The organism is Micromonospora sp. NPDC049114 (assembly GCF_040648635.1).
Classification (GTDB): domain Bacteria; phylum Actinomycetota; class Actinomycetes; order Mycobacteriales; family Micromonosporaceae; genus Micromonospora.
The window spans coordinates 25,925-43,697 of the sequence record NZ_JBEZEA010000014.1 but is presented as its reverse complement, the minus strand read 5'-3'; the positions used below and the strand labels follow the sequence as shown (position 1 = coordinate 43,697).

17 protein-coding genes are annotated in these 17,773 nt (G+C 74.6%); 2 read left to right on the top strand and 15 right to left on the bottom strand.

The annotated features are described in order from the left end of the window. Window positions 1-218: 218 nt before the first annotated feature. Together AB0B39_RS28215 and AB0B39_RS28210 are read left to right on the top strand one after the other, a co-directional pair. Window positions 219-3,017 carry a LuxR C-terminal-related transcriptional regulator gene (locus tag AB0B39_RS28215; protein WP_357490461.1) on the top strand — a complete coding sequence of 933 codons (2,799 nt, stop codon included), beginning with the start codon at window positions 219-221 and terminating at the stop codon, window positions 3,015-3,017. A gap of 177 nt (window positions 3,018-3,194) precedes the next feature. Next, a complete protein-coding gene (locus tag AB0B39_RS28210) occupies window positions 3,195-3,731 on the top strand; it encodes a hypothetical protein (protein WP_234585159.1) in 537 nt (178 codons plus the stop codon). On the opposite strand, the gene AB0B39_RS28205 is transcribed toward AB0B39_RS28210, so the two are convergent. Genes AB0B39_RS28205 through fabG form a run of 15 tightly spaced genes read right to left on the bottom strand, consistent with a single transcriptional unit; the run spans window position 3,718 to window position 17,768 of the window. After that, window positions 3,718-4,302, bottom strand: a complete 585-nt coding sequence (locus tag AB0B39_RS28205) for an NAD(P)H-dependent oxidoreductase (RefSeq protein ID WP_357490459.1) — start codon at window positions 4,300-4,302, stop codon at window positions 3,718-3,720. The genes AB0B39_RS28210 and AB0B39_RS28205 overlap by 14 nt on opposite strands. Next, the gene (locus tag AB0B39_RS28200; protein ID WP_234585154.1) at window positions 4,299-5,462 is read right to left on the bottom strand and encodes an LLM class flavin-dependent oxidoreductase; all 1,164 of its coding nucleotides are present in this window, start codon (window positions 5,460-5,462) and stop codon (window positions 4,299-4,301) included. Before AB0B39_RS28200 ends, AB0B39_RS28205 begins: the two co-directional genes overlap by 4 nt. A 4-nt stretch (window positions 5,463-5,466) precedes the next feature. Further along, window positions 5,467-8,247 carry a cytochrome P450 gene (locus AB0B39_RS28195; RefSeq protein ID WP_357575827.1) on the bottom strand — a complete coding sequence of 927 codons (2,781 nt, stop codon included), beginning with the start codon at window positions 8,245-8,247 and terminating at the stop codon, window positions 5,467-5,469. Between the two features lie 3 nt (window positions 8,248-8,250). After that, the gene (locus AB0B39_RS28190) at window positions 8,251-9,009 is read right to left on the bottom strand and encodes a class II aldolase/adducin family protein (RefSeq protein ID WP_357575826.1); all 759 of its coding nucleotides are present in this window, start codon (window positions 9,007-9,009) and stop codon (window positions 8,251-8,253) included. Continuing rightward, window positions 9,002-9,694 (bottom strand): DsbA family protein, encoded by a 693-nt coding sequence (locus AB0B39_RS28185; protein ID WP_357575825.1) that lies wholly within the window; start codon window positions 9,692-9,694, stop codon window positions 9,002-9,004. The genes AB0B39_RS28190 and AB0B39_RS28185 overlap by 8 nt, the downstream gene beginning before the upstream one ends. Beyond that, the gene (locus AB0B39_RS28180) at window positions 9,694-10,602 is read right to left on the bottom strand and encodes a thioesterase family protein (protein ID WP_357490453.1); all 909 of its coding nucleotides are present in this window, start codon (window positions 10,600-10,602) and stop codon (window positions 9,694-9,696) included. The genes AB0B39_RS28185 and AB0B39_RS28180 overlap by 1 nt, the downstream gene beginning before the upstream one ends. Further along, a complete protein-coding gene (locus tag AB0B39_RS28175) occupies window positions 10,599-11,408 on the bottom strand; it encodes an alpha/beta hydrolase (RefSeq protein WP_357490451.1) in 810 nt (269 codons plus the stop codon). Before AB0B39_RS28175 ends, AB0B39_RS28180 begins: the two co-directional genes overlap by 4 nt. After that, a complete protein-coding gene (locus tag AB0B39_RS28170) occupies window positions 11,405-12,448 on the bottom strand; it encodes a beta-ketoacyl synthase N-terminal-like domain-containing protein (protein WP_357575824.1) in 1,044 nt (347 codons plus the stop codon). Before AB0B39_RS28170 ends, AB0B39_RS28175 begins: the two co-directional genes overlap by 4 nt. Continuing rightward, window positions 12,445-13,560 carry a beta-ketoacyl synthase N-terminal-like domain-containing protein gene (locus tag AB0B39_RS28165; RefSeq protein WP_357575823.1) on the bottom strand — a complete coding sequence of 372 codons (1,116 nt, stop codon included), beginning with the start codon at window positions 13,558-13,560 and terminating at the stop codon, window positions 12,445-12,447. The genes AB0B39_RS28170 and AB0B39_RS28165 overlap by 4 nt, the downstream gene beginning before the upstream one ends. 3 nt (window positions 13,561-13,563) lie before the next feature. After that, window positions 13,564-14,598 carry a beta-ketoacyl synthase N-terminal-like domain-containing protein gene (locus tag AB0B39_RS28160; protein WP_357575822.1) on the bottom strand — a complete coding sequence of 345 codons (1,035 nt, stop codon included), beginning with the start codon at window positions 14,596-14,598 and terminating at the stop codon, window positions 13,564-13,566. Beyond that, on the bottom strand, window positions 14,595-15,800 hold the full coding sequence (locus AB0B39_RS28155; protein WP_357575821.1) for a beta-ketoacyl-[acyl-carrier-protein] synthase family protein: 1,206 nt from the start codon (window positions 15,798-15,800) through the stop codon (window positions 14,595-14,597). The genes AB0B39_RS28160 and AB0B39_RS28155 overlap by 4 nt, the downstream gene beginning before the upstream one ends. 2 nt (window positions 15,801-15,802) lie before the next feature. Further along, window positions 15,803-16,057: an acyl carrier protein gene (locus tag AB0B39_RS28150; RefSeq protein WP_234585050.1), complete on the bottom strand. Its 255-nt coding sequence runs from the start codon at window positions 16,055-16,057 to the stop codon at window positions 15,803-15,805. An 18-nt stretch (window positions 16,058-16,075) separates the two neighbouring features. Beyond that, complete coding sequence (locus AB0B39_RS28145) at window positions 16,076-16,549, bottom strand: beta-hydroxyacyl-ACP dehydratase (RefSeq protein WP_357575820.1); 474 nt, start codon at window positions 16,547-16,549, stop codon at window positions 16,076-16,078. Next, the gene (locus AB0B39_RS28140; protein WP_357575819.1) at window positions 16,549-17,019 is read right to left on the bottom strand and encodes a hypothetical protein; all 471 of its coding nucleotides are present in this window, start codon (window positions 17,017-17,019) and stop codon (window positions 16,549-16,551) included. Before AB0B39_RS28140 ends, AB0B39_RS28145 begins: the two co-directional genes overlap by 1 nt. Then, window positions 17,016-17,768, bottom strand: a complete 753-nt coding sequence (gene fabG, locus AB0B39_RS28135; protein ID WP_234585034.1) for a 3-oxoacyl-[acyl-carrier-protein] reductase — start codon at window positions 17,766-17,768, stop codon at window positions 17,016-17,018. Before fabG ends, AB0B39_RS28140 begins: the two co-directional genes overlap by 4 nt. Window positions 17,769-17,773 lie beyond the last annotated feature (5 nt).

Sequence of the window (17,773 nt, the reverse complement as noted above, 5' to 3'; positions counted from 1 at the left end):
CTCGCCCGAGCGCCGGCAATTGGCACCGCCGGCATCGGGCACGCCGAGAGGCCCGAACGGGACAGATCCTGGGGGTGGCAGTTGAAGCTGGGCCAACACTCGCCGTGTGCTCGCGTCCGACCAGGCCGTCGGGCCGCCGCCGGGCCGCGTCCGACCGCGACCGGCCGATGGCGTACGCCGACGGGCCGGGACGCCCCGGTGCCCGTCGTGGGGCGCCGATGAACATCAGCGAGGAGGAGTTCGCCCCGCCGCCGTCCGGCGACCCTCTCGACCCCCTGGTCGGGCGCAACTGCGCGCTCGACCTGTTCGACCGCGCCCTGGCCGGGGTCCGCGACGGCCAGCCCGCCATGATCGAGTTCGTGGGTGACCCCGGCACCGGCAAGACGCGGTTGCTGCGCGAGGTCGCCACACGAGCCCGACGAGCCGGGGTGCGCGTGCTCGCCGCCGCCGGCCGCGACGGCCACCAGGTCGGGCAGGCCATCGCCGCGCTGACGGATGAGCCGGGCGAGGCGGTCCGCGCCGGTGGGCCGCTGCTGCTGCTCCTGGACGACCTGCACACCGCGTCATCCGCGACGGCCACGCTGCTGCGTCGGCTCGCGCAGGCACCACCCCCGGGTCTGCTGTGGATCACCGCGTACCGGCCACGGCAGATGCCGTCGTGCGTGACCACCGCGCTCGCCGCCGGCATCCACCTGAGCCGCCGGGCGGTCACCCTGACACCGTTGGATCCGGCCAGCGTCGCCGCGCTGCTCGGGCTGGTGGAGGGACGCGCCGCCCAGCGGGTGCACGTGCTCTCCGGCGGTGTTCCCCGCTACGTCCTCGCGTACCGACCGGGCGCCCTGGACGGCCCGGTCGCGGCACTGCGGGGCCTGCCCGCCGAGTTGCCCGTCGACGTCACCGGCGCGGTTCAACTCGACCTCGACGCGCTCACCGACGAGCAGCGGCAGATGCTGGAGGCCGTCTCGGTGTGCCCGGACGGGTTCGAGCCGGCGCTGGCCGCGGCGCTCGCCGACCGCGGCCCCGAGGTCACCAGCGACCTGCTCGACGCGCTGGTCGCCGTCGACCTGCTGCGCACCGACCCCACCGAGGCGTCGACCCTGCGGTTCCGCCACGAGGTGGACCGCACAGTCGTGTACCGCGCGTTGTCCCCCGGCCGGCGGCGACGCCTGCACGCGACGGCGGCCCGCGTCCTGCGCGAGCTCGGGCATCCCGTCGGCCGGTACGCCGAACACCTGTCGGCCAGCGGGCAGTGCGCCGAACCGGCGACCGCCGATGCACTGATCGAGGCGGCGGAGAGCGGTCTCGTGCCCCGGCTCGACGCGATCCGGTGGTTGACCAACGTCCAGCGGCTGCTGCCCGCCGCCGAGGTCACCGAGCCACGGCGTACGCGGCTGGAGTTCGCGATGGCCGACGCGCTGGTCGGCGCAGGTCAACTGCGCCAGGCCCGCACCCTGTTGCAGGAACTCACCCGCCGTCCTCTCGCCGACTGCGACCAGCGGCTGCGGGCGGTGGCCGCACGGGCGCGGGTGGAACGCCTGCTGGGCCGGCCGTTCGACGCGTACGCGCTGCTGCTGCCGTACCGGGACGGGCGGGTGGAGCCGCGCAGTCGCTTCCTGCTGACCGTCGAGGCGGCGATCGCCGGCGCCCTCTGTGGAGCGCCCGACGCGGCCGAGCACGCCCGGAGTCTGAGCCCGCTGGCGGAGCGGACCGGCTCGGCGGTCTGCGCGACAACTGCCGCGGTGGTGCAGTCGTTCGTGGCGGCGTACACCGACTGTGGGATCCGGGTGCCCGAGACGCTGGACCGGGCGTCGTCCGAGGTGGACGCGTTCGCCGACACCGACCTGGCCCGGCACCCGGACCTGTTGGCCCTGCTGGGCTGGGCCGAGTACCTCCACGAACGGGAGCGCTCGGCCCTGCACCACTTCGACCGTGCGCTGGACATCTGCTGCCGTGCGGGTCTCGTGGCGCTGACCCCCTGGCTGCTGGTCGGCCGTTGCGCGGTGACCGCCCGACTGGGCAGCCTGGAGCGGGCCCGGGTCGAGGGCGAGGACGCCGAGGAGGTCGCCGTCGCCATGGGCATCGACCCGCTGGTGGCGCTGGCCCGCGCGTACCGGGCCATCGCGGTGGCATGGCGCAGCGGCCCGAAGGCGGCCCGCCACCTGGCCGACACCGCAGTGCTGGACGCCAGCACCCGCCGCGAGAACTGGTACGACGGGGCGAGTCAGCGCGTGTCGGTGCGTCTGCGCTTCCTCGCCGGGGACCGGGCCGGCTCCACGTCGACGTTGCTGCGCGCCTGCGGTGGGGATGGTCTCGACCGGGTCGAGGTGACCAACCGGGCCTGCTGGGCCTCGGCGCTGGCCGAGATGGCCCACAAGGCCGGTCGGTGCGACGAGGCCGCGCGCTGGTTGGACGTGGCCGAGGGGTACGCCGCGCGGCTGGGGCTGCGGGGGCAGAGCGCGCTGACCCGGATCGCCCGGGCGCGGCTGACCCTGGAGGCGGATCCGCGCTGCGCCGCCGAGCTGGCCGCCGCGGCGGCGGACACCTTCGCGAGTCTGGGGTGGAGGCTGGAGGAGGCGTCGGCGCGGTTGGTGCGGGCGCGGGCTCTGTGCGAGGCCCGGGAGTGGTCGGCGGCGGAGGTCGAACTCGCCGAGACCCGCCGTATCGCGGAGCTGGTGGACTCGCCGCCGCTGCGCCGCTCGGTGGCCGGCGAGCAGAGCCGCGCGGCCGGGGCGGCGGGCCGTCTTCCGGCCGGGGCGACGGGTGGGGAGCTGACCCTGACGCGGCGGGAGTGGGACATCGCCCGGCTGGTGGCGGCCGGTGCGAGCAACGCCGAGGCGGCGGACCAGGTGTACGTGACAGTCAAGACGGTGGAGGCTCACCTGACCCGGATCTTCCGCAAGACGGGTGTGTCGTCGCGGGCCGGGTTGGCCGCGCTGCTGGTGTCCCGGGCTGTCGACCCGCGATCCGCTACCGAGGATCGAGGGTCTGGGACCCGCAGGGCCCGTTTTGACCGTTGATGCCCGCAATAAAACGGAGATGAAGGATAGGCGTCCCGTGGCGAGTGTCGGATATCTCGCCTTCTGCCTGCGGGAATCTGATATCTTGTCTCCCACCACCGGTCAAACCCGACAGGGTTGACCGGGGGGCCGGAAGCCGCACTGGCTCGCCCGGAGATGCGCAGGGAAGGCATCGTCGTGAGTCAATACATCATCACCATCGTGCCCGTGGAGGACGACGGTGAGGAGATCACCGGCCCGGTGGCCCAGACCGTCGTCCGTCTGGAGACCGGCAACGGCCACCCGGTCGTGCGGGAGCTCACCGTCCGCGCACCGCAGAGCGCCGGTCTGACCGGCGAGCTGCCGTACGTCGACTTCGATGCCCTGCTGCGCGCCTTCATCCCCCCGCAGGACCGGGACCGCAGCCGCGCCGAGGCCGCGCCCCGTCCGGCCGTGACGGTCGGGCCGGTCCCCGCGACCACCGCCACCACCGCCGCCGCGCCCCGACCGCAGCCGCCCCGACCGGCCCGCCGGGCCGGCGAACCGGAGCGGCTCAGCCGACTCAAGGCCGGTCGCGCGTACCGCCGGGCACCCGACCCGGCGGACCTGGAGGCGGTCTACGAGCAGGTCGGCACGATCAGCCGCGTCGCCGAGCACTTCGACGTTCCGGTGCACACGGCACAGGGCTGGATCAGCCGGATGCGCCGCAAGCACGACGAGGTCAACGCCGGCTGACACCCGGCTCGGCCGGCACACCGGTCAGCACGGCCAGCGCGTCCACCACCGCCGGCGTCGCCCGGTCCAGCCAGCGCTCGATGCCGACCTCCGCCGTGTCGAACTCGCGCTCCAGCACGCACAGGCCGGCCGTGGGCACGCACGCGCCCACCTCGGCCAGCAGGGCACCCAGGTAGGTGTCGACGACGTGCCGGTGACCGGACCGGGCGGCGGTCATCAACGGCACCGCCACCACCCCGGTCAGCGCTCCCCGGGGCAGCACGTCGACGAAGAGCTTCAGCAGCCCGCTGTACGCCGCCTTGAACGTGGGGCTGGCCACCAGCAGCAGCCCCGGTCGGCGTACCGCCTCCAGCACCTCGTCGAGGGTCTCCGGCCGGCTGCCCTGACCGACCAGTTCGGCCGTCAGCTCGGCCAGGTCGATCACCGTGGGCGCGGCGACGGGGGTCGGGCCGTGGGTCAGCCGGGAGTGCAGTGCCTCCGCGGTGGCCAGCGCGACGGTCCGCGTACGGGAATGGGGTTTCGGGTTGCCGATCAGCGCGGTCATCGGCAGCTCCGCGACGGGCCCGGTCATCGGCCCACCGCCAGCTCCGGCGTCCGCCGGCCGCCCTCGGCGTGCGTGCCGTCCCCGTCGGTCCCGCCATCCAGGAGGCCGTCGTGGCGCAGCAGCGGCAGCACGCCCTCGCCGAACCAGTACGCCTCCTCCAGGTGCGGCTGCCCGGACAGGATCAGATGGTCCACCCCGGCGGCGTGGTACTCGGCGATCCGCTCCGCGACCTCTTCGTGACTGCCCACCAGCGCCGCGCCGGCACCGGGCCGGATCAGGGAGTAGCCCGCCCAGACGTTCGGGTACACCTCCATCCGGGCGTTGCCGTCGGCGTGCAGCGCCGCCGCCCGCCGCTGGCCCTCCGAGTCGGTACGGGCGAAGCGCTGCCGGGCGGCGGCGATCCGCGCCTGGTCGACGCCGGCGAGGAGTCGGTCCGCCTCGGCCCACGCCTCCCGCGCGGTGTCCCTGGTGATGACGTGGAGTCGACTCCCGGTGCGCAGCGTGCGGCCGGCCTCCGCCGCCTGCTCACGTGCCCGACCCAGCAGCTCGCCGAGCTGGGCCGGCGTCTCACCCCAGGCCAGGTACACGTCCGCGTGCCGGGCGGCCGCCCGCTGCGCCGCCGGCGACGAACCGCCCAGGAACACGGCCGGAGCGGTGGCCGGCGGCCGGGCCAGCAGGGCGGACTTCACCCGGTAGTGCTCGCCGTCGTGGTCGACCGGCTGACCGGACCACAGTCCACCCAGGATGGTGAGGAACTCCTCCGCGCGGGCGTAACGGGCGTCGTGGTCCAGCCAGTCGCCGTAGCGGCGCTGCTCGTCCGGGTCGCTGCCGGCCACGATGTTGAGCAGCACCCGGCCCGCCGAGACACGGTGCAGCGACGCGGCCATCTGGGCGACGAGCGTGGGCGAGGCGAGCCCCGGCCGTAACGCGATCATGAACTTCAGCCGCTGCGTCTGCGCGGCCAGCGCGGACGCCACCACCCACGGGTCCTCGCAGAACAGCCCGGCCGGCGTGAGCACACTGGCGAAGCCCAGCCGGTCGGCGGCGCGCGCCACCTGCGCCAGATAGCCGATGTCCGGCGGCCGGCGGGTGATCCGGGCCGGCCGGCTCCCGCCACCCCGGGCGGGCTCGGCCAGGTCACGGCCATCTCCGTGCGTCGGCAGGAACCAGTGCAGGTCCAGTGGCATGGGGTCACTCCCCTTCCGGCGCGACGTCGAAACGCGCGGGCATCGCGGTGACGGCGTTCATGAAGTTGGTCCGCATCCGGCGTACCGGCCCGGTCAGTCGGAGCCGGGCCAGGTGCGGACGGATCGCGGTGAGGAAGGCCGCCATCTCCAACCGGGCCAGGTGCGCGCCCAGGCAGAAGTGCGGACCGATACCGAACGCCAGATGCGGGTTGGGATCGCGGGCGAGGTCCAGCCGGTCGGCATCGGCGAACGCGGCCTCGTCCCGGTTGGCCGAGACGTAATAGACGACCACCTTGTCCCCGGTGGCGATGCGGGTCCCGTCGAGGACCGTGTCGCGGGTGGCGGTGCGGCGGAACTGCATGATCGGCGTGACCCAGCGCAGCAGCTCCTCGACCGCGCTCGCGGTCAGGTCGGGCTCGGCGATCAGCCGGTCCCGCTGCTCGGGGTGCTCCAGCAACGCCTGCACCCCGTTCGAGATGAGGTGCCGGGTCGTCTCGTTGCCGGCGATGACCAGCAGCAACCACAGCTGACACAGCTGCGCGTCGGTCAGACCCCGACCGTCGGCCTCGGCGTGCACGAGGAGGCTCAACAGGTCGTCGCCGGGCGCGGCCCGTCGCTGGGCCGCCAGCTGCCGCACGTACGAGAAGGCCGCCGCGAAGGTGTCCCGGTAGCGCTGCACGCTGGCACCGCCGTAGCGGGGATCGTCGAACCCGACCAGGTTGTTGCTCCACTCGAACAGCAGCCGCCGGTCCGCCCGCGGTACACCGAGCAGGTCGGTGAGGACGAGCAGCGGCAGCTCGGCGGCGAGGTCCGCCACCACGTCGATGTCCCGCGCGGCCACCGCCCGGGCGACGACCTCCTCGGCATGGCGGGTCACCAGCTCACCGAGGCGGCCCACCGCGCGGGGCGTGAACGCCCCCGCCACCAGCCGCCGCACCCAGGCGTGCTCCGGAGCGTCCATGTTGATCAGAAGCTGGCGGTTGCGGTCCAGATCCTCCGGGGTCCGGGGGTCGGCGAGGAACGCCCCGCCGGCCGCCGACGAGAACGTCGCCGGGTCGCGGGACACCGCGGACACCGCCGCGTGGCGGGTGACGGCCCAGAAGCCCGGACCCCGGGACCGCACCGACCGGTCGTGGTCGGTGCGGGTCAGCTCGACCTCCTCGACCCAGGCCACCGGCGCCTCCCGTCGACGGCGGGCGAACTCGTCGTACGGCACGCCGGCCAGGAAGGTCCCCGGGTCCGCCAGCAGACCCGGCGACACCGGGGCCGCCCGGTAGCGGTCCCGCAACGCCCGGCGGGGCACCTTGCCGGTCGGCTCGCGCGGGATCCGGTCGATCACCTCGTACGAGCGCGGCACCTTGAAGCCGGCCAGGCTGGTCCGGCAGTGCGCGTCCAGGACCTGCTCGATGCCCCGGGCCGGCCACGCCGGGTCGAGCTGCACCACCGCCCGGACCTGCTCGCCGAACTCCTCGTCGGGCACGCCGATGACCACGCTGTCCCGCACGGCGGGGTGCGTCGACAGCACCGCCTCCACTTCGGCGGGATAGACGTTCACGCCGCCGGTGACGATCAGCTCCGCCGAGCGGCCGGTGAGGAACAGGTAGCCGTCGGCGTCCAGGTGGCCCAGGTCGCCGACGGTGAAGGTGTGCGGGGCGACGTGCGCCTTTTCGGTCTGCTCCGGAGCGTTGTGGTAGTGGAACCCCCGGCCCGGCGGCCGCCGTACGGCCACCCGGCCCTCCTGCCCGGCGGGCACCGGCCGGCCCTCGTCGTCGACCACCACCACCTCGGTCGGCGGCGCCGGCCGGCCCACCGTGCCCGGCCGGGCCAGCCAGGTGTGCGAGTCGGCGAGGGTGACGATGCCGGCCTCGGTCGCGGCGTAGTACTCCACGAACACCGGCCCCCACCACTCGATCATCGCCCGCTTGGTCTCCGGCGGGCACGGGCCGCCGCCGTGCCAGATCCGGGCGAGGCTGGCCCCGGAGAACGCCGCCCGGGTCGCCGCGTCGACCCGCAGCAGGCGGATGAACTGGGTCGGCACCAGATGACTGATGGTGATCTTCTCGTCGTCGATCACGCGCAGCACCTCGACCGGGTCGAACCCGCGGCGCAGCACCAGCCCGCACCCGCGCAGCAGCGGGAACTGGGCGAAGAACAACTGCGCCGAGTGGTACCAGGGGCCGACCAGCAGCGCCTGCCCCTGCGTCGGAATGCCCAGGCCGCCGCCGAGCGCCTCGGTGGTGGCGGCCACCCGGTCGATCGGGGCACCGACCTTCAGCAGCGGGTTGACCACCCCCTTGGGGCGTCCGCTGGTGCCCGAGGTGTAGAGCAGCACGCCACCGGAGAGCGCCGGAACGCCCGGGCCCGCCGGCAGGTCGTGCACCGGCGTGAACCCGTCCCCGCCGTCCACAGTCACCAGCAGGTCGGGGCCGCCCGGCGTACGCGCCACCGCGTCGCGCACCGTCGACGCGTACGCCGCCTCGGTGAGCACCGCCCGCGCGCCGCAGTCGGTCAGGATGTGGGCGATCTCCGGCGCGGTGAGGTGCCAGTTGACGGGCACCGCCACCAGACCCGCGTGCACGCAGGCGAGCAGCGCCTCGAACGTCTCGTGCCGGTTGCCGAGTACGAACGCCACCCGGTCACCGACGTCCAGGCCGGCCCCGCGCAGCACGCCGATCCACCGGTCCACCGACCGGTCCAGCTCCGCCCACGTCCGGGTGGTCCGCTCGTCGGTCAGCGCGACGTCGCCGGCCCGGTCCCGGACCATGGTCTTCAGCAGCTCGGCCACTCGTCACTCCTGTCTGGGCGTGGTGCCGTGCGTGAGGTCGGGGCTGACGGCCAGGACGTGCTCCGCGACCGGCCGGAAGTTCAGTCGGGCGATCTGCGCGGTGCCGATGTCCGCCCGCGCCGCCCGGGCCGCGTCGGCGGGAATCACCACCAGCTCGCCGGCTGCCTGGGCGAGCAGCTGCACCTGGCAGCAGCGGTCCATCGCCAGGAACCACCAGGCCGCCTCGGCCACCGAGCCGCCGACCGTCAGCAGCCCGTGGTTGCGCAGCACGACGGCCTTGCCGGCGCCCAGCGTCGCCGCGATCCGGTCCCCCTCCGCGCCGTCGAGGACGACCCCGCCGTACTCGTCGTGGACCTCGTGATCCTCGAAGAACGCGCACGCGTCCTGGGTGATCGGCGCGAGCGGCCGGCCGAGCGCCGAGAACGCCCGACCGTGGATCGAGTGGGTGTGCGCGGCGGCCACCACGTCCGGGCGGGCCTTGTGGATGGCCGAGTGGATGGCGTAGCCGGCGGGGTTGATCCGGCCGAAGCCGTCGACCACGTCACCCGTGTGGTCGACGCGCAGCAGGTCGTCGTCGCGGACGTGGGCGAAGTGCCGGGCGAACGGGTTGATCCAGAAGGTGTCCGGCTCGATCGGGTCCCGGGCGGTGACGTGGCCGCCGGCGCCCTCGTCGAACCCCGCCAGGGCGAACGCGCGCAGCGTCAGGACCAACTGCCGGCGGCGGTAGGCGCGTTCCTGTTCCGGGTTTCGTCGCTCAGCCACAGCCGCCTCCGGTGTCCGTGTCGTACCCGCCCACGCCCGCCGGCACCGCGGGCGGCGCGACAGGAGTGCCGGTCCGCTCGGCGTACGCGGCGAGGAAGTCGTCGACCCGGTCCACGCCCCAGAACCGGTGTGGGCCCAGCCGCAGGTAGGGGATGCCGAAGATGTCCTCCTCGTACGCCCGCAGCAGGCAGTGCGCCCCGGCCGCCCGGACGCCCTCGTCCTCGACCGCGCCGAGCACCACTGCCGGGTCCACCCCGGCCCGCTCGGCGACCTCCGCGATCACCTCGGGGGTGCAGACGTCCTCGCCCCGCTGCCAGCGGGCGGCGATCACCTCCCGGTAGAACGCCTCCCCCGCGCCCTGGTCCCGGGCGGCCAGCCACCCCAGGTGCGGGACCTCCCACCACGGGTCGATGTCGATCGGCCAGCGCATCGGCAGGCCCAGCCGCTGGGCCTGCCGCTTGGCGTCCTGGAGCAGGTACAGGTGCTTGGGCTTGCTCATCTGCACGTAGTGGAAGGCGCCGCCCCGGGCCGTCAGCGCCGCCTCGGTCCGCGCGTCCGGGTCCCAGTACGGGATGAACTCCAGCACCTCCTGCGGCCGGCCCAACGCCCGGGTCAGCCGCTCCACCGCCAGCCAGCTGTACGGGCTGCGGAAGGAGAAGTACAGGCGGGGCGGCTTGGCGGCCATCACCGCCGCCCGCCGGTCAACGCCGCCACGGTGTCCCCGTCCAGGGTGGCGAGCCGGCCCGCCTCGGGGCCGCGGCTGACCGCGTACCCGTGCAGGATGCTTGCCGTCGCCACCCGGACCAGGCGACCGTCGCGCACGACGTGGCAGTTCATCCGCGCGTCGTACGTGACGTCCTTGAGCACGTCGGTGACGGTGAAGGTGACCCACACGGGCTCGTCGAGGTGGGCGTCGCCGAGCACCTCGACGCGGGCGCGGGACACCACCGGGATCCAGCCCCGCTCGCGCAGCATCCGGCCCACCGACACACCCCGGTCGGCGAGGTAGCGGTCGACCACCTCCTCCAGCAGCCGGACGTACCCGGAGTGCTGCATCCGCTGCGAGTACTGGCAGTAGAAGTAGGGCACCCGCCACTGCCACACGAACCCCGCTCCGGCGGCGCGCAACTCATCGGCCGGGTCCACGCCGGCGGGGGCGCCCGGCTCCCCGGCGGCCGGCTCCTCGACCAGGCCGGCCAGCTCCGCCGGCAGCGGCGTCGCCTGCGGTACGTCCGCCTCCCGCACCAGGGCCACCCGCACCCGGGCCCGGCACACGGTGACGTCGGCGTCGCGGTGCACACCCATCCGCACCGCGAACCGGCCGTTGGCGGCGGGGGTCGCCACCACCGTCGCGGTGTCGTCGACGTCGAGGACGGCGGGCAGCAGCAGCGAACAGTCCCGGATCGACAGCCCCACCCCGTGCTGGTGGTAGAGCTGGCCGGGGCCGTGCCCCCGCTCCCGGAACCACTGCAGGACACCCTGCTCCACCAGGTACGCGAAGTGTTTGAAGCCGATCCAGGTGCGGATGTTCGCGCCCTCGAACCCGGGCCGGGCCGACAGCGTCACGGATGCGTTCTCAACCGCCGTGGTCACGGCGTACCTCCTCGGATCGCGGGGTCGGGGCAGACCTTCTCGACGAAGCCCGCGACGTGTCGGGCCACCTCGGCCGTCCGGTCGAGATGACAGAAGTGGTGAAAATCCGGCTCCACGACGACGTGCGCGTCGGGAAGTTCGGCCCGCAGCGCGCCGACGCGCGGGCCGTCGAGGCCAGGGTCCCGGCCGCCGGTGAGCACCATGGTCGGCACGGTCACCGCGTGCAGCGGCAGGCCGGCGGTCGCGGTGAAGTGGTCGAACAGGGTGGTGAAACCGACGGGGCCGATCCGGTCCACCATGATGTCCCGCATGGCGGTCAGGGTCTCGGCGTCCAGGTCGGCCAGCCGGGGGCCGAGGCGGTGGCGCAGCCCCTCGTCGATGATCTGGACGAAGTTGGCCTGCGCCCGCTCGTGCACCGCCCAGGTGATCGGCAGATCGGGCGGGCAGTAGAACGGCGCGATGAGCATGGCTCCGCGCGGGGCGACGTCCGGTTCGGTGGCGAGCATCTCCAGCACCGCGTTCGCGCCGAGCGAGTGGCCGACCACGACGTCGGGAGGTGTGGCCAGGGCCCGGACGGCGGCGGCGAGCCAGGCGCCCGGGGTGCCCCGACGCCGCCAGCGGTGATCGGTGCCGGCCTTCCACGGCAGCTCGGCCGCGAGCAGCCGCCAGCCGGAGGGCAGCCGCTGCGCCAGGGGCCGCCAGCTGCGCCAGGCGTCGGACATGCCGTGCGCGAGCAGCACTGTCGGCGTCCCGGTGTCCGGGCCGGCGAGCCGGTGCACGGCGACCGCCGGTGGCGTGCCGCTCATCGCCGGGCCGCCCGGACGTCGAGTTCGCGCGTGCCGTCGACGGGGTCGCCGCAGCGGACCGTGACTGTCGCGTTGGCGGCGGCGAGGCGTACGGCCAGCGCCGTGTGCACGACCCCCGCCGCGCCGTAGTGGTCGCCCGCCACAGCGTCCGCGTCGATGAGCAGGCCGCGAGGTGTGCCGTCGACGGGAACGCCCGCCCGCACGGGCCCCAGCAGGGCCAACGGGTGCGGCGCGGCGTCGACCCGGCCGAGCAGCAGGCAGGCCGCCCCGGCGCGCAGCGGCAGGCCGGCGGTGGCGCCGTCCCGGGCGGCGTGCAGGGCCTGGGCCTGCGGGTCGTCCGGCTCGGTGCCGACCACGACGACCCGGTCGGCACGGCCGGTACGCAGCAGCAGCCCGGCCAACCAGATCGCGTCCAGGCCGGCGGTCGCGCCGGAGCAGACGGTGAGGTTGGGGCCCCCGAAGCGGAACCAGATCGCGATCGCGCCGGCGGTGACGTTGCTGGAGGCGTTCGGCGCCTCCAACGGGCCGACCTCGCGTGGGCCGCCCTCGCGCAGCCGCCGGGCGATGTCGCCGACGGTGGCGACGTTGCCGAGGTTGGAGCTGAGCACCACCGCGGTACGCGGATCCGCCGGTCCGCTCGGGCGGGGTGCCTTCGGCGCGAGGCCCAGCGCCCGGTGCACGGCGCAGAGGGCGAGTCGGGTGGCCGGCTCCTTGGCCAGCAGACCCTTGCGGCCGAGCAGGTCGGCGGCGCGCTCGGGTGGGCAGGCGGGTTCCTCGTCGGCGGCCCCCGCATCGACGGCACCGGCCGGCAGGTCGAGTCCGCGCACGTCGACTCCCGGCAGGTGCAGTGCCGCCGCGAGAACGGCGGCGACCGGTGGATCCGGGTCGGCCCCGGCGGTGCGGTCCCGGTTGGTCATGGCCGGGTTGTCCACCGTGGACCGATTCGGGCGGGTCACCTGGCCCGGGCGGCGGGACGCGGGCGGTGGCACGCCGCGATCCGGTGGCGGCGCGAGGTGCCCGGCGTGGACGCGGTCCGTCATCGCAGCGCCTCCAGGAGGGTGACGGCGTTGAGACCGCCGAAGCCGAACGCGTCCACCTGCGCCACCCGCACGTCCGTCCGTGCGGCCGTCTCGCGGACCAGCCGCAGCGCGGCCGCCTCGGGCGCCGGCCGGGTCAGGCCGACCACCGGCGGCACCCGGCCGGTGCGCAGGATCTCGACGGCGACAGCGACGCTGAGCAGCGCCGAGCCTCCCGACGTGTGGCCGACGGCGCCCTTGAGGGCGGTGACCAGGGGGCCGGGCTCGCAGCCGGCGAACACCTCGGCGATGACCCGCGCCTCGGTCTCGTCGTTCAGCGTCGTGCCGGTGCCGTGCGCCAGGACCAGGTCGACCTGCTCGGGCCGGCGCTCGGCGCGCTGGTGGGCGTCGCGGACCGCCCGCAGGATGCCCGCGGGGTCGGGCGCCGTCTCGTGCCCGGCGTCGCAGGACAACCCGGTGGCGAGCAGCCGGGCCAACCCACGGCCGGGTCGCTCCGGCTCGACCACCAGCACCGCCGCGCCGTCGCCGAGCAGCACACCGGCCCGGTCGGCGTCGAAGGGCCGCACCCGGCCGGTCGGCCGGGCGGCCACCCGGCCGATCATCGCCAGCATGGAGGCGCTGCTGCCGTCGGTGCCGCCGACCAGCACGGCGTCCGCCTCGCCGGTCTCCACCAGGTCCTGTGCCAGGGCGAGGGCGGAACCGCCGGCGCTGCACGCGTTGGCCAGGGTGACCACCCGCTGCACGCCGGGTGCCGCGCTGGCGACGGCGTCGGCGAAGTGCAGCCGCTCGGCCGGAAAGTCCACCGAGCCCGCCAGGGCCGCCCGTTCCACCTCTGCCGACTCGCGCAGCCCGGTGCCGACGAGGCTCACCACCCGCTGTCGACGTGCGTCGAGGCCGGCGGCGGCGACGGCCTCGGCCACGCAGTCGGTCAGCCAGCGGCTCGGGCCGAACGGCGCGTCGTCATCGATCGGGTAGCCGTGGCCGACCCCCACCCGGGCCGGGTCCGACCGCCGCAGCCCGGCGGCGCCGCACGCGCCGCGCAGCAGCGCTGCGACGGTGGCCGGGCCGTCGCCGAAGCAGGTACGGACGGCGGTGGCGGTGATGGTGGCGGACATGTCCTACCCCCGCACCACTGCCGCGGCGACCGCGCCGTCGCGGGACCGCCCGACGATCAGCGCGGGCCGACCGCGCGCGGCCGGGTCCTCGGCGTAGCGGCCCAGCAGCACGCCCAGCGCCAGCGCGCCGGTGGCGGACTGACAGTCACCGAGCGCCGGACGCACCGACAACCGCTGCGCGGCCGCCGGCACCACCTCGGACAGGCTGTCGGCGTCGAGATCGCCGCTCGCGACCGCCCACACGTCGGCCGGGCGGACCTTCGCCGTGGCAAGCGCCCGGCGTACGCAGCCGGTGAGCCCGTCGACGCCCTGCTCCGGCTGGAAACCGGTGGCCACCGCGAGCACCTGGGCGCGCGGAGCCCCGGTGAGGCCGGGCGTCGGGCGGCGCAGCAGGTAGACCGCCGCGGCCTCACCGGCCGGGCCGACGCCGGTCAGCTCCGCCGCCCACGCCGTGTTCGGCGTGTACTCCTCGACCCCGCCGACCAGCAGGGCGTCGACGTATCCCCGACGCAGGGCGTTGAGCGCGTAGCGCAGCGCGTACAGGAAGGCGAGCGGGCCGCCGGCCACTGTGGCGTTGACGCCGCGCAGCCCGTAGCGGATCGCGGCCTGCCCGCTGGCGCAGTTCATCACCGTGTTCGGGAACAACACCGGGTTGACCAGGTACGGCTTGTCCTGCACCAGCGTCTCGCGGGAGAAGTCCATCGTCGACTTCAGGCTGCCGGTGGTGGTGCCCAGCACCACGCCGACGCGGTGCCGGTTGTCGTCGTCGGGGGTGAACCCCCCGTCGGCCAGGGCCCGCCCGCAGGCCACCATCGCCAGCGCGGTCGCCCGGTCCAGGAAGCTGGTGCCCTTGCGGCCCAGCAGTCGGCGTACGTCGAAGTCGGCGATCGCCGGGGCCTGCGCCGTGGGCAGCGGCTCGTCGAAGCGGTCGCGCACGTCGACGCCGACGACCGTGCCGGCGCGGACGGCGGCCAGCAGCTCGGTGACCGACTCCCCGGCCGCGCTGAGCACTCCCCAGCCGCTCACCAGGGCGGTCACCGGATCGCCCCGAAGATCGTGATGGCGTTGTTGCCGCCGAACGCGAAGCCGTTGTTCTGCGCCACCCGCACCGTGGCCGGGCGGGCCGTGTTCGGCACCGGATCGATCCACGACAGCTCCGGGTCGGGGTTGGCCCAGTTGATGGTCGGAGGCAGGAACCCGTGCCGGATGCCCAGCGTCGTGGCGATCGCGCCGAACCCGCTCGCCGCGCCCATCGTGTGCCCCAGCATCGACTTGATCGAGCTGACCGGCGGCACCCGGTCGCCGAACACCGCCCGGATGGCCCGCGCCTCGCACAGGTCGTTGGCGGGCGTGCCGGTGCCGTGCGTGCTGATGTAGTCGATGTCCTCCGGTTTGACCCCGGCGTTCTCCTGCGCCAGCCGCATGCACGCCGCGACGCTCTCCTCGTTGGGCGCGACCATGTGGTGGGCGTCGCAGTTGACGCCGTACCCGAGCACCTCGGCGTAGATCCGGGCACCCCGGTCCTGCGCGTGCTCCAGGGTCTCCAGCACCAGGGCCGCGCCGCCCTCACCGGTGAGGATGCCGGAGCGGTCCCGGTCGAACGGCCGGCACGCCCGCTCGGTCAACGCGCCGAGCCGGTAGAAGCCGGCGTGCGCCCACCGGCACACCGAATCGGCGCCGCCGGCCAGCATCACGTCCGCCTCACCCCAGCACAACAGGTCGTACGCGTACCCGATGGCGTAGTTGCTGGCCGAGCAGGCGGTGGTGAGGGTGACCGACTCCCCCGCCAGCCCCAGCTCCGCGCTCACCGCGTAGGACAGCCGCTCGGCCGGCGCCTGGCGCAGCGCCTCGGCGGACATGGCCGGGTAGCCACCGGCCACCAGCTCGGCGGTGAGCTGCTCCACCACAGTAGACTCGCCGCTGGTGGTGCCGACGACCGCGCCGACGCGCGCCGGGTCGGTGGCCGGCAGCGACAGACCCGCGTCCATCGCGGCCAGCCGGGCCGCCGCCGCCGCGAACAGCGCCGAGCGGCCCCACTCGTCGACCCGCAGCCGCCGCAGCAGCGCCTCCGGCCGGAACGCGGGCACCTCACCGGCGAAGTGGTGCGGGAACCCGCTCGCGTCGAAGCTCGTGATGGGCGCGGCGGCCGAGCGGCCGGAGCGCAGCCCGTCGGTGAACTCGTTCACGCCGATGCCGATGCCGGACACCGGTCCGAGCCCGGTGACGACCACGCGGTGCACGGTCAGTCCTGCCAGCCGGCGTGTCGCGCCACCACCTCGTGGACGGCCTTGAGGCTGCGCATCTCGTTCAACTCGGCCTGCGGGATCTCCACCTTGTACTTCTTCTCGATCCGGGCCAGGATCTCGATCGCCCGCAACGAGTCCGCCTCGTACTCCTCGACGAAGTCTGCGGTGTCGGCGACCTCCTCGGGTTCCAACTCGAGCACCTCCGCCACGATCTCCCGCAGCTCCGCCATGTGCGTGTCGCGTTCACTCATCGGTGTTCCCTCTTCCTCTCATCGTTTCCGCTCCGCGATGGCGTCGGCCGGTCGGACGACGGCCATCATCGAGCCGAACTCCGCCACCTGGTCGGTCCCCACCCAGCTGGATCCGGCGGCGAACGCGGCCCCGTGCACGACCTGTTCCAGGCGCACCCGGTGCCGGATCACGTCGCCCGGGTACACCTGGCGCAGCAGCACGCAGTCCCGGGCCGCGGTGAACATCGGCAACCCGGTCGTGCCCGGCCCGCGCGACAGCAGCCACAGCACCGCCGCGCCCTGACCGAACGACTCGATCAGCAGCGACGCCGGGTACGCGTACCGGTCGGGGGCCTGCCCCTCGGCGATCCCGGAGTAGCAGGGCTCGCAGCCGGTGACCGCCTTCACCGCCTCCAGGCTCACCCCCGGCTCGACGCTGTCGACCCGGTCGAGCAGCAGCATCGGATACCGGTGCGGCAGCAGGGCCCGCAGCTCACCGTGCTCGATTCGCATCAGGCGGTCCCGCCGTCCGCGCTCGGCCAGCGGTAGACCGCGCGCACCGTCGCCGCGTGGACCCCGTCGCCACGTACGCACCGGGCGGCGACGTCGAAGGACTGGTCGTCGCCGACCGGGCCGACCGACGCCTCGACGGTGAGCGTGTCGCCGGCCAGCAGCGGGGCGAGGAACCGGGCGGAGCGCAACCGGTGCAGCTGGGGCAGCCGGCCGGCGCAGTAGCCGACGGCCGACGTCACGGCCTGCCCGATCGTCTCCAGGGTGAACACGCCCGGATAGACGGTCAGCTCGGGGAAGTGCCCGGCCAGGTAGACGTCTGCGGCGTCGACCGTGGTGCCGGCGCGCAGGCTGATCCCGCCGCGCGGACCGGCGGACACCTCGACCCACTCGATCGCCGGCAGCGGCGCGGCAGCGGCCTCGTACGCGTCGGCGGGCCGGGTCGCGGCACTGAACGCGGGTGCGGCGGTCACAGCACGATCCCCCCGTCGACGCGGATCACCTGGCCGGTGACGTAACCGGCGCGTTCGGAGAGCAGGAACTCGACCAGGTCGGCGACGTCGGCGGGGGCGCCGAAGCGGCCCAGCGGGATCTGCCCCAGCGCCTGCTCGCGCAGCTTCGCCGGCAGCGCGGCGGTCATGTCGGTCTCGATGAAACCGGGGGCGACGACGTTGACCCGGACGCCGTACCCGGCGACCTCCTTGGCCAGCGACAGGCTGAGCCCGATGATGCCGGCCTTGCTGGCGGCGTAGTTGGTCTGCCCGGTGTTGCCGGTGACCCCGGCCACCGAGGACAGGTTGACGATGGCGCCGCGGCGTCGCTTGAGGAAGCGGAACGCGACCGTCCGGCAGGTGTTCCAGGTGCCGGTGAGGTTGGTGCCGATCACGTCGTGCCACTCGTCCGGCGCCATCAGCACCAGCGGCCGGTCCCGGGTGATGCCGGCGTTGTTGACCAGCGCGGTGAGCGGCCCGAGGTGCCGTTCGGCGGCGGTGACGAACGCGTCGACAGCGTTCGGGTCGGTCACGTCGCACGGCCCGAACCACGACCCGACCCCGTACGCCTCGACCTCCGCCCGGGTCTTGTCCGCTGCCTCGCTCGGTGCGCTGTAGCAGCCCGCCACCGCGTACCCCTGCGCCGCGAGCCGCAGCGCCACGGCCCGGCCGATTCCCCGGGACACGCCGGTCACCAGCGCGCAGCGCGGCGCGTCGCCTGCCGTTGTCATGTCAT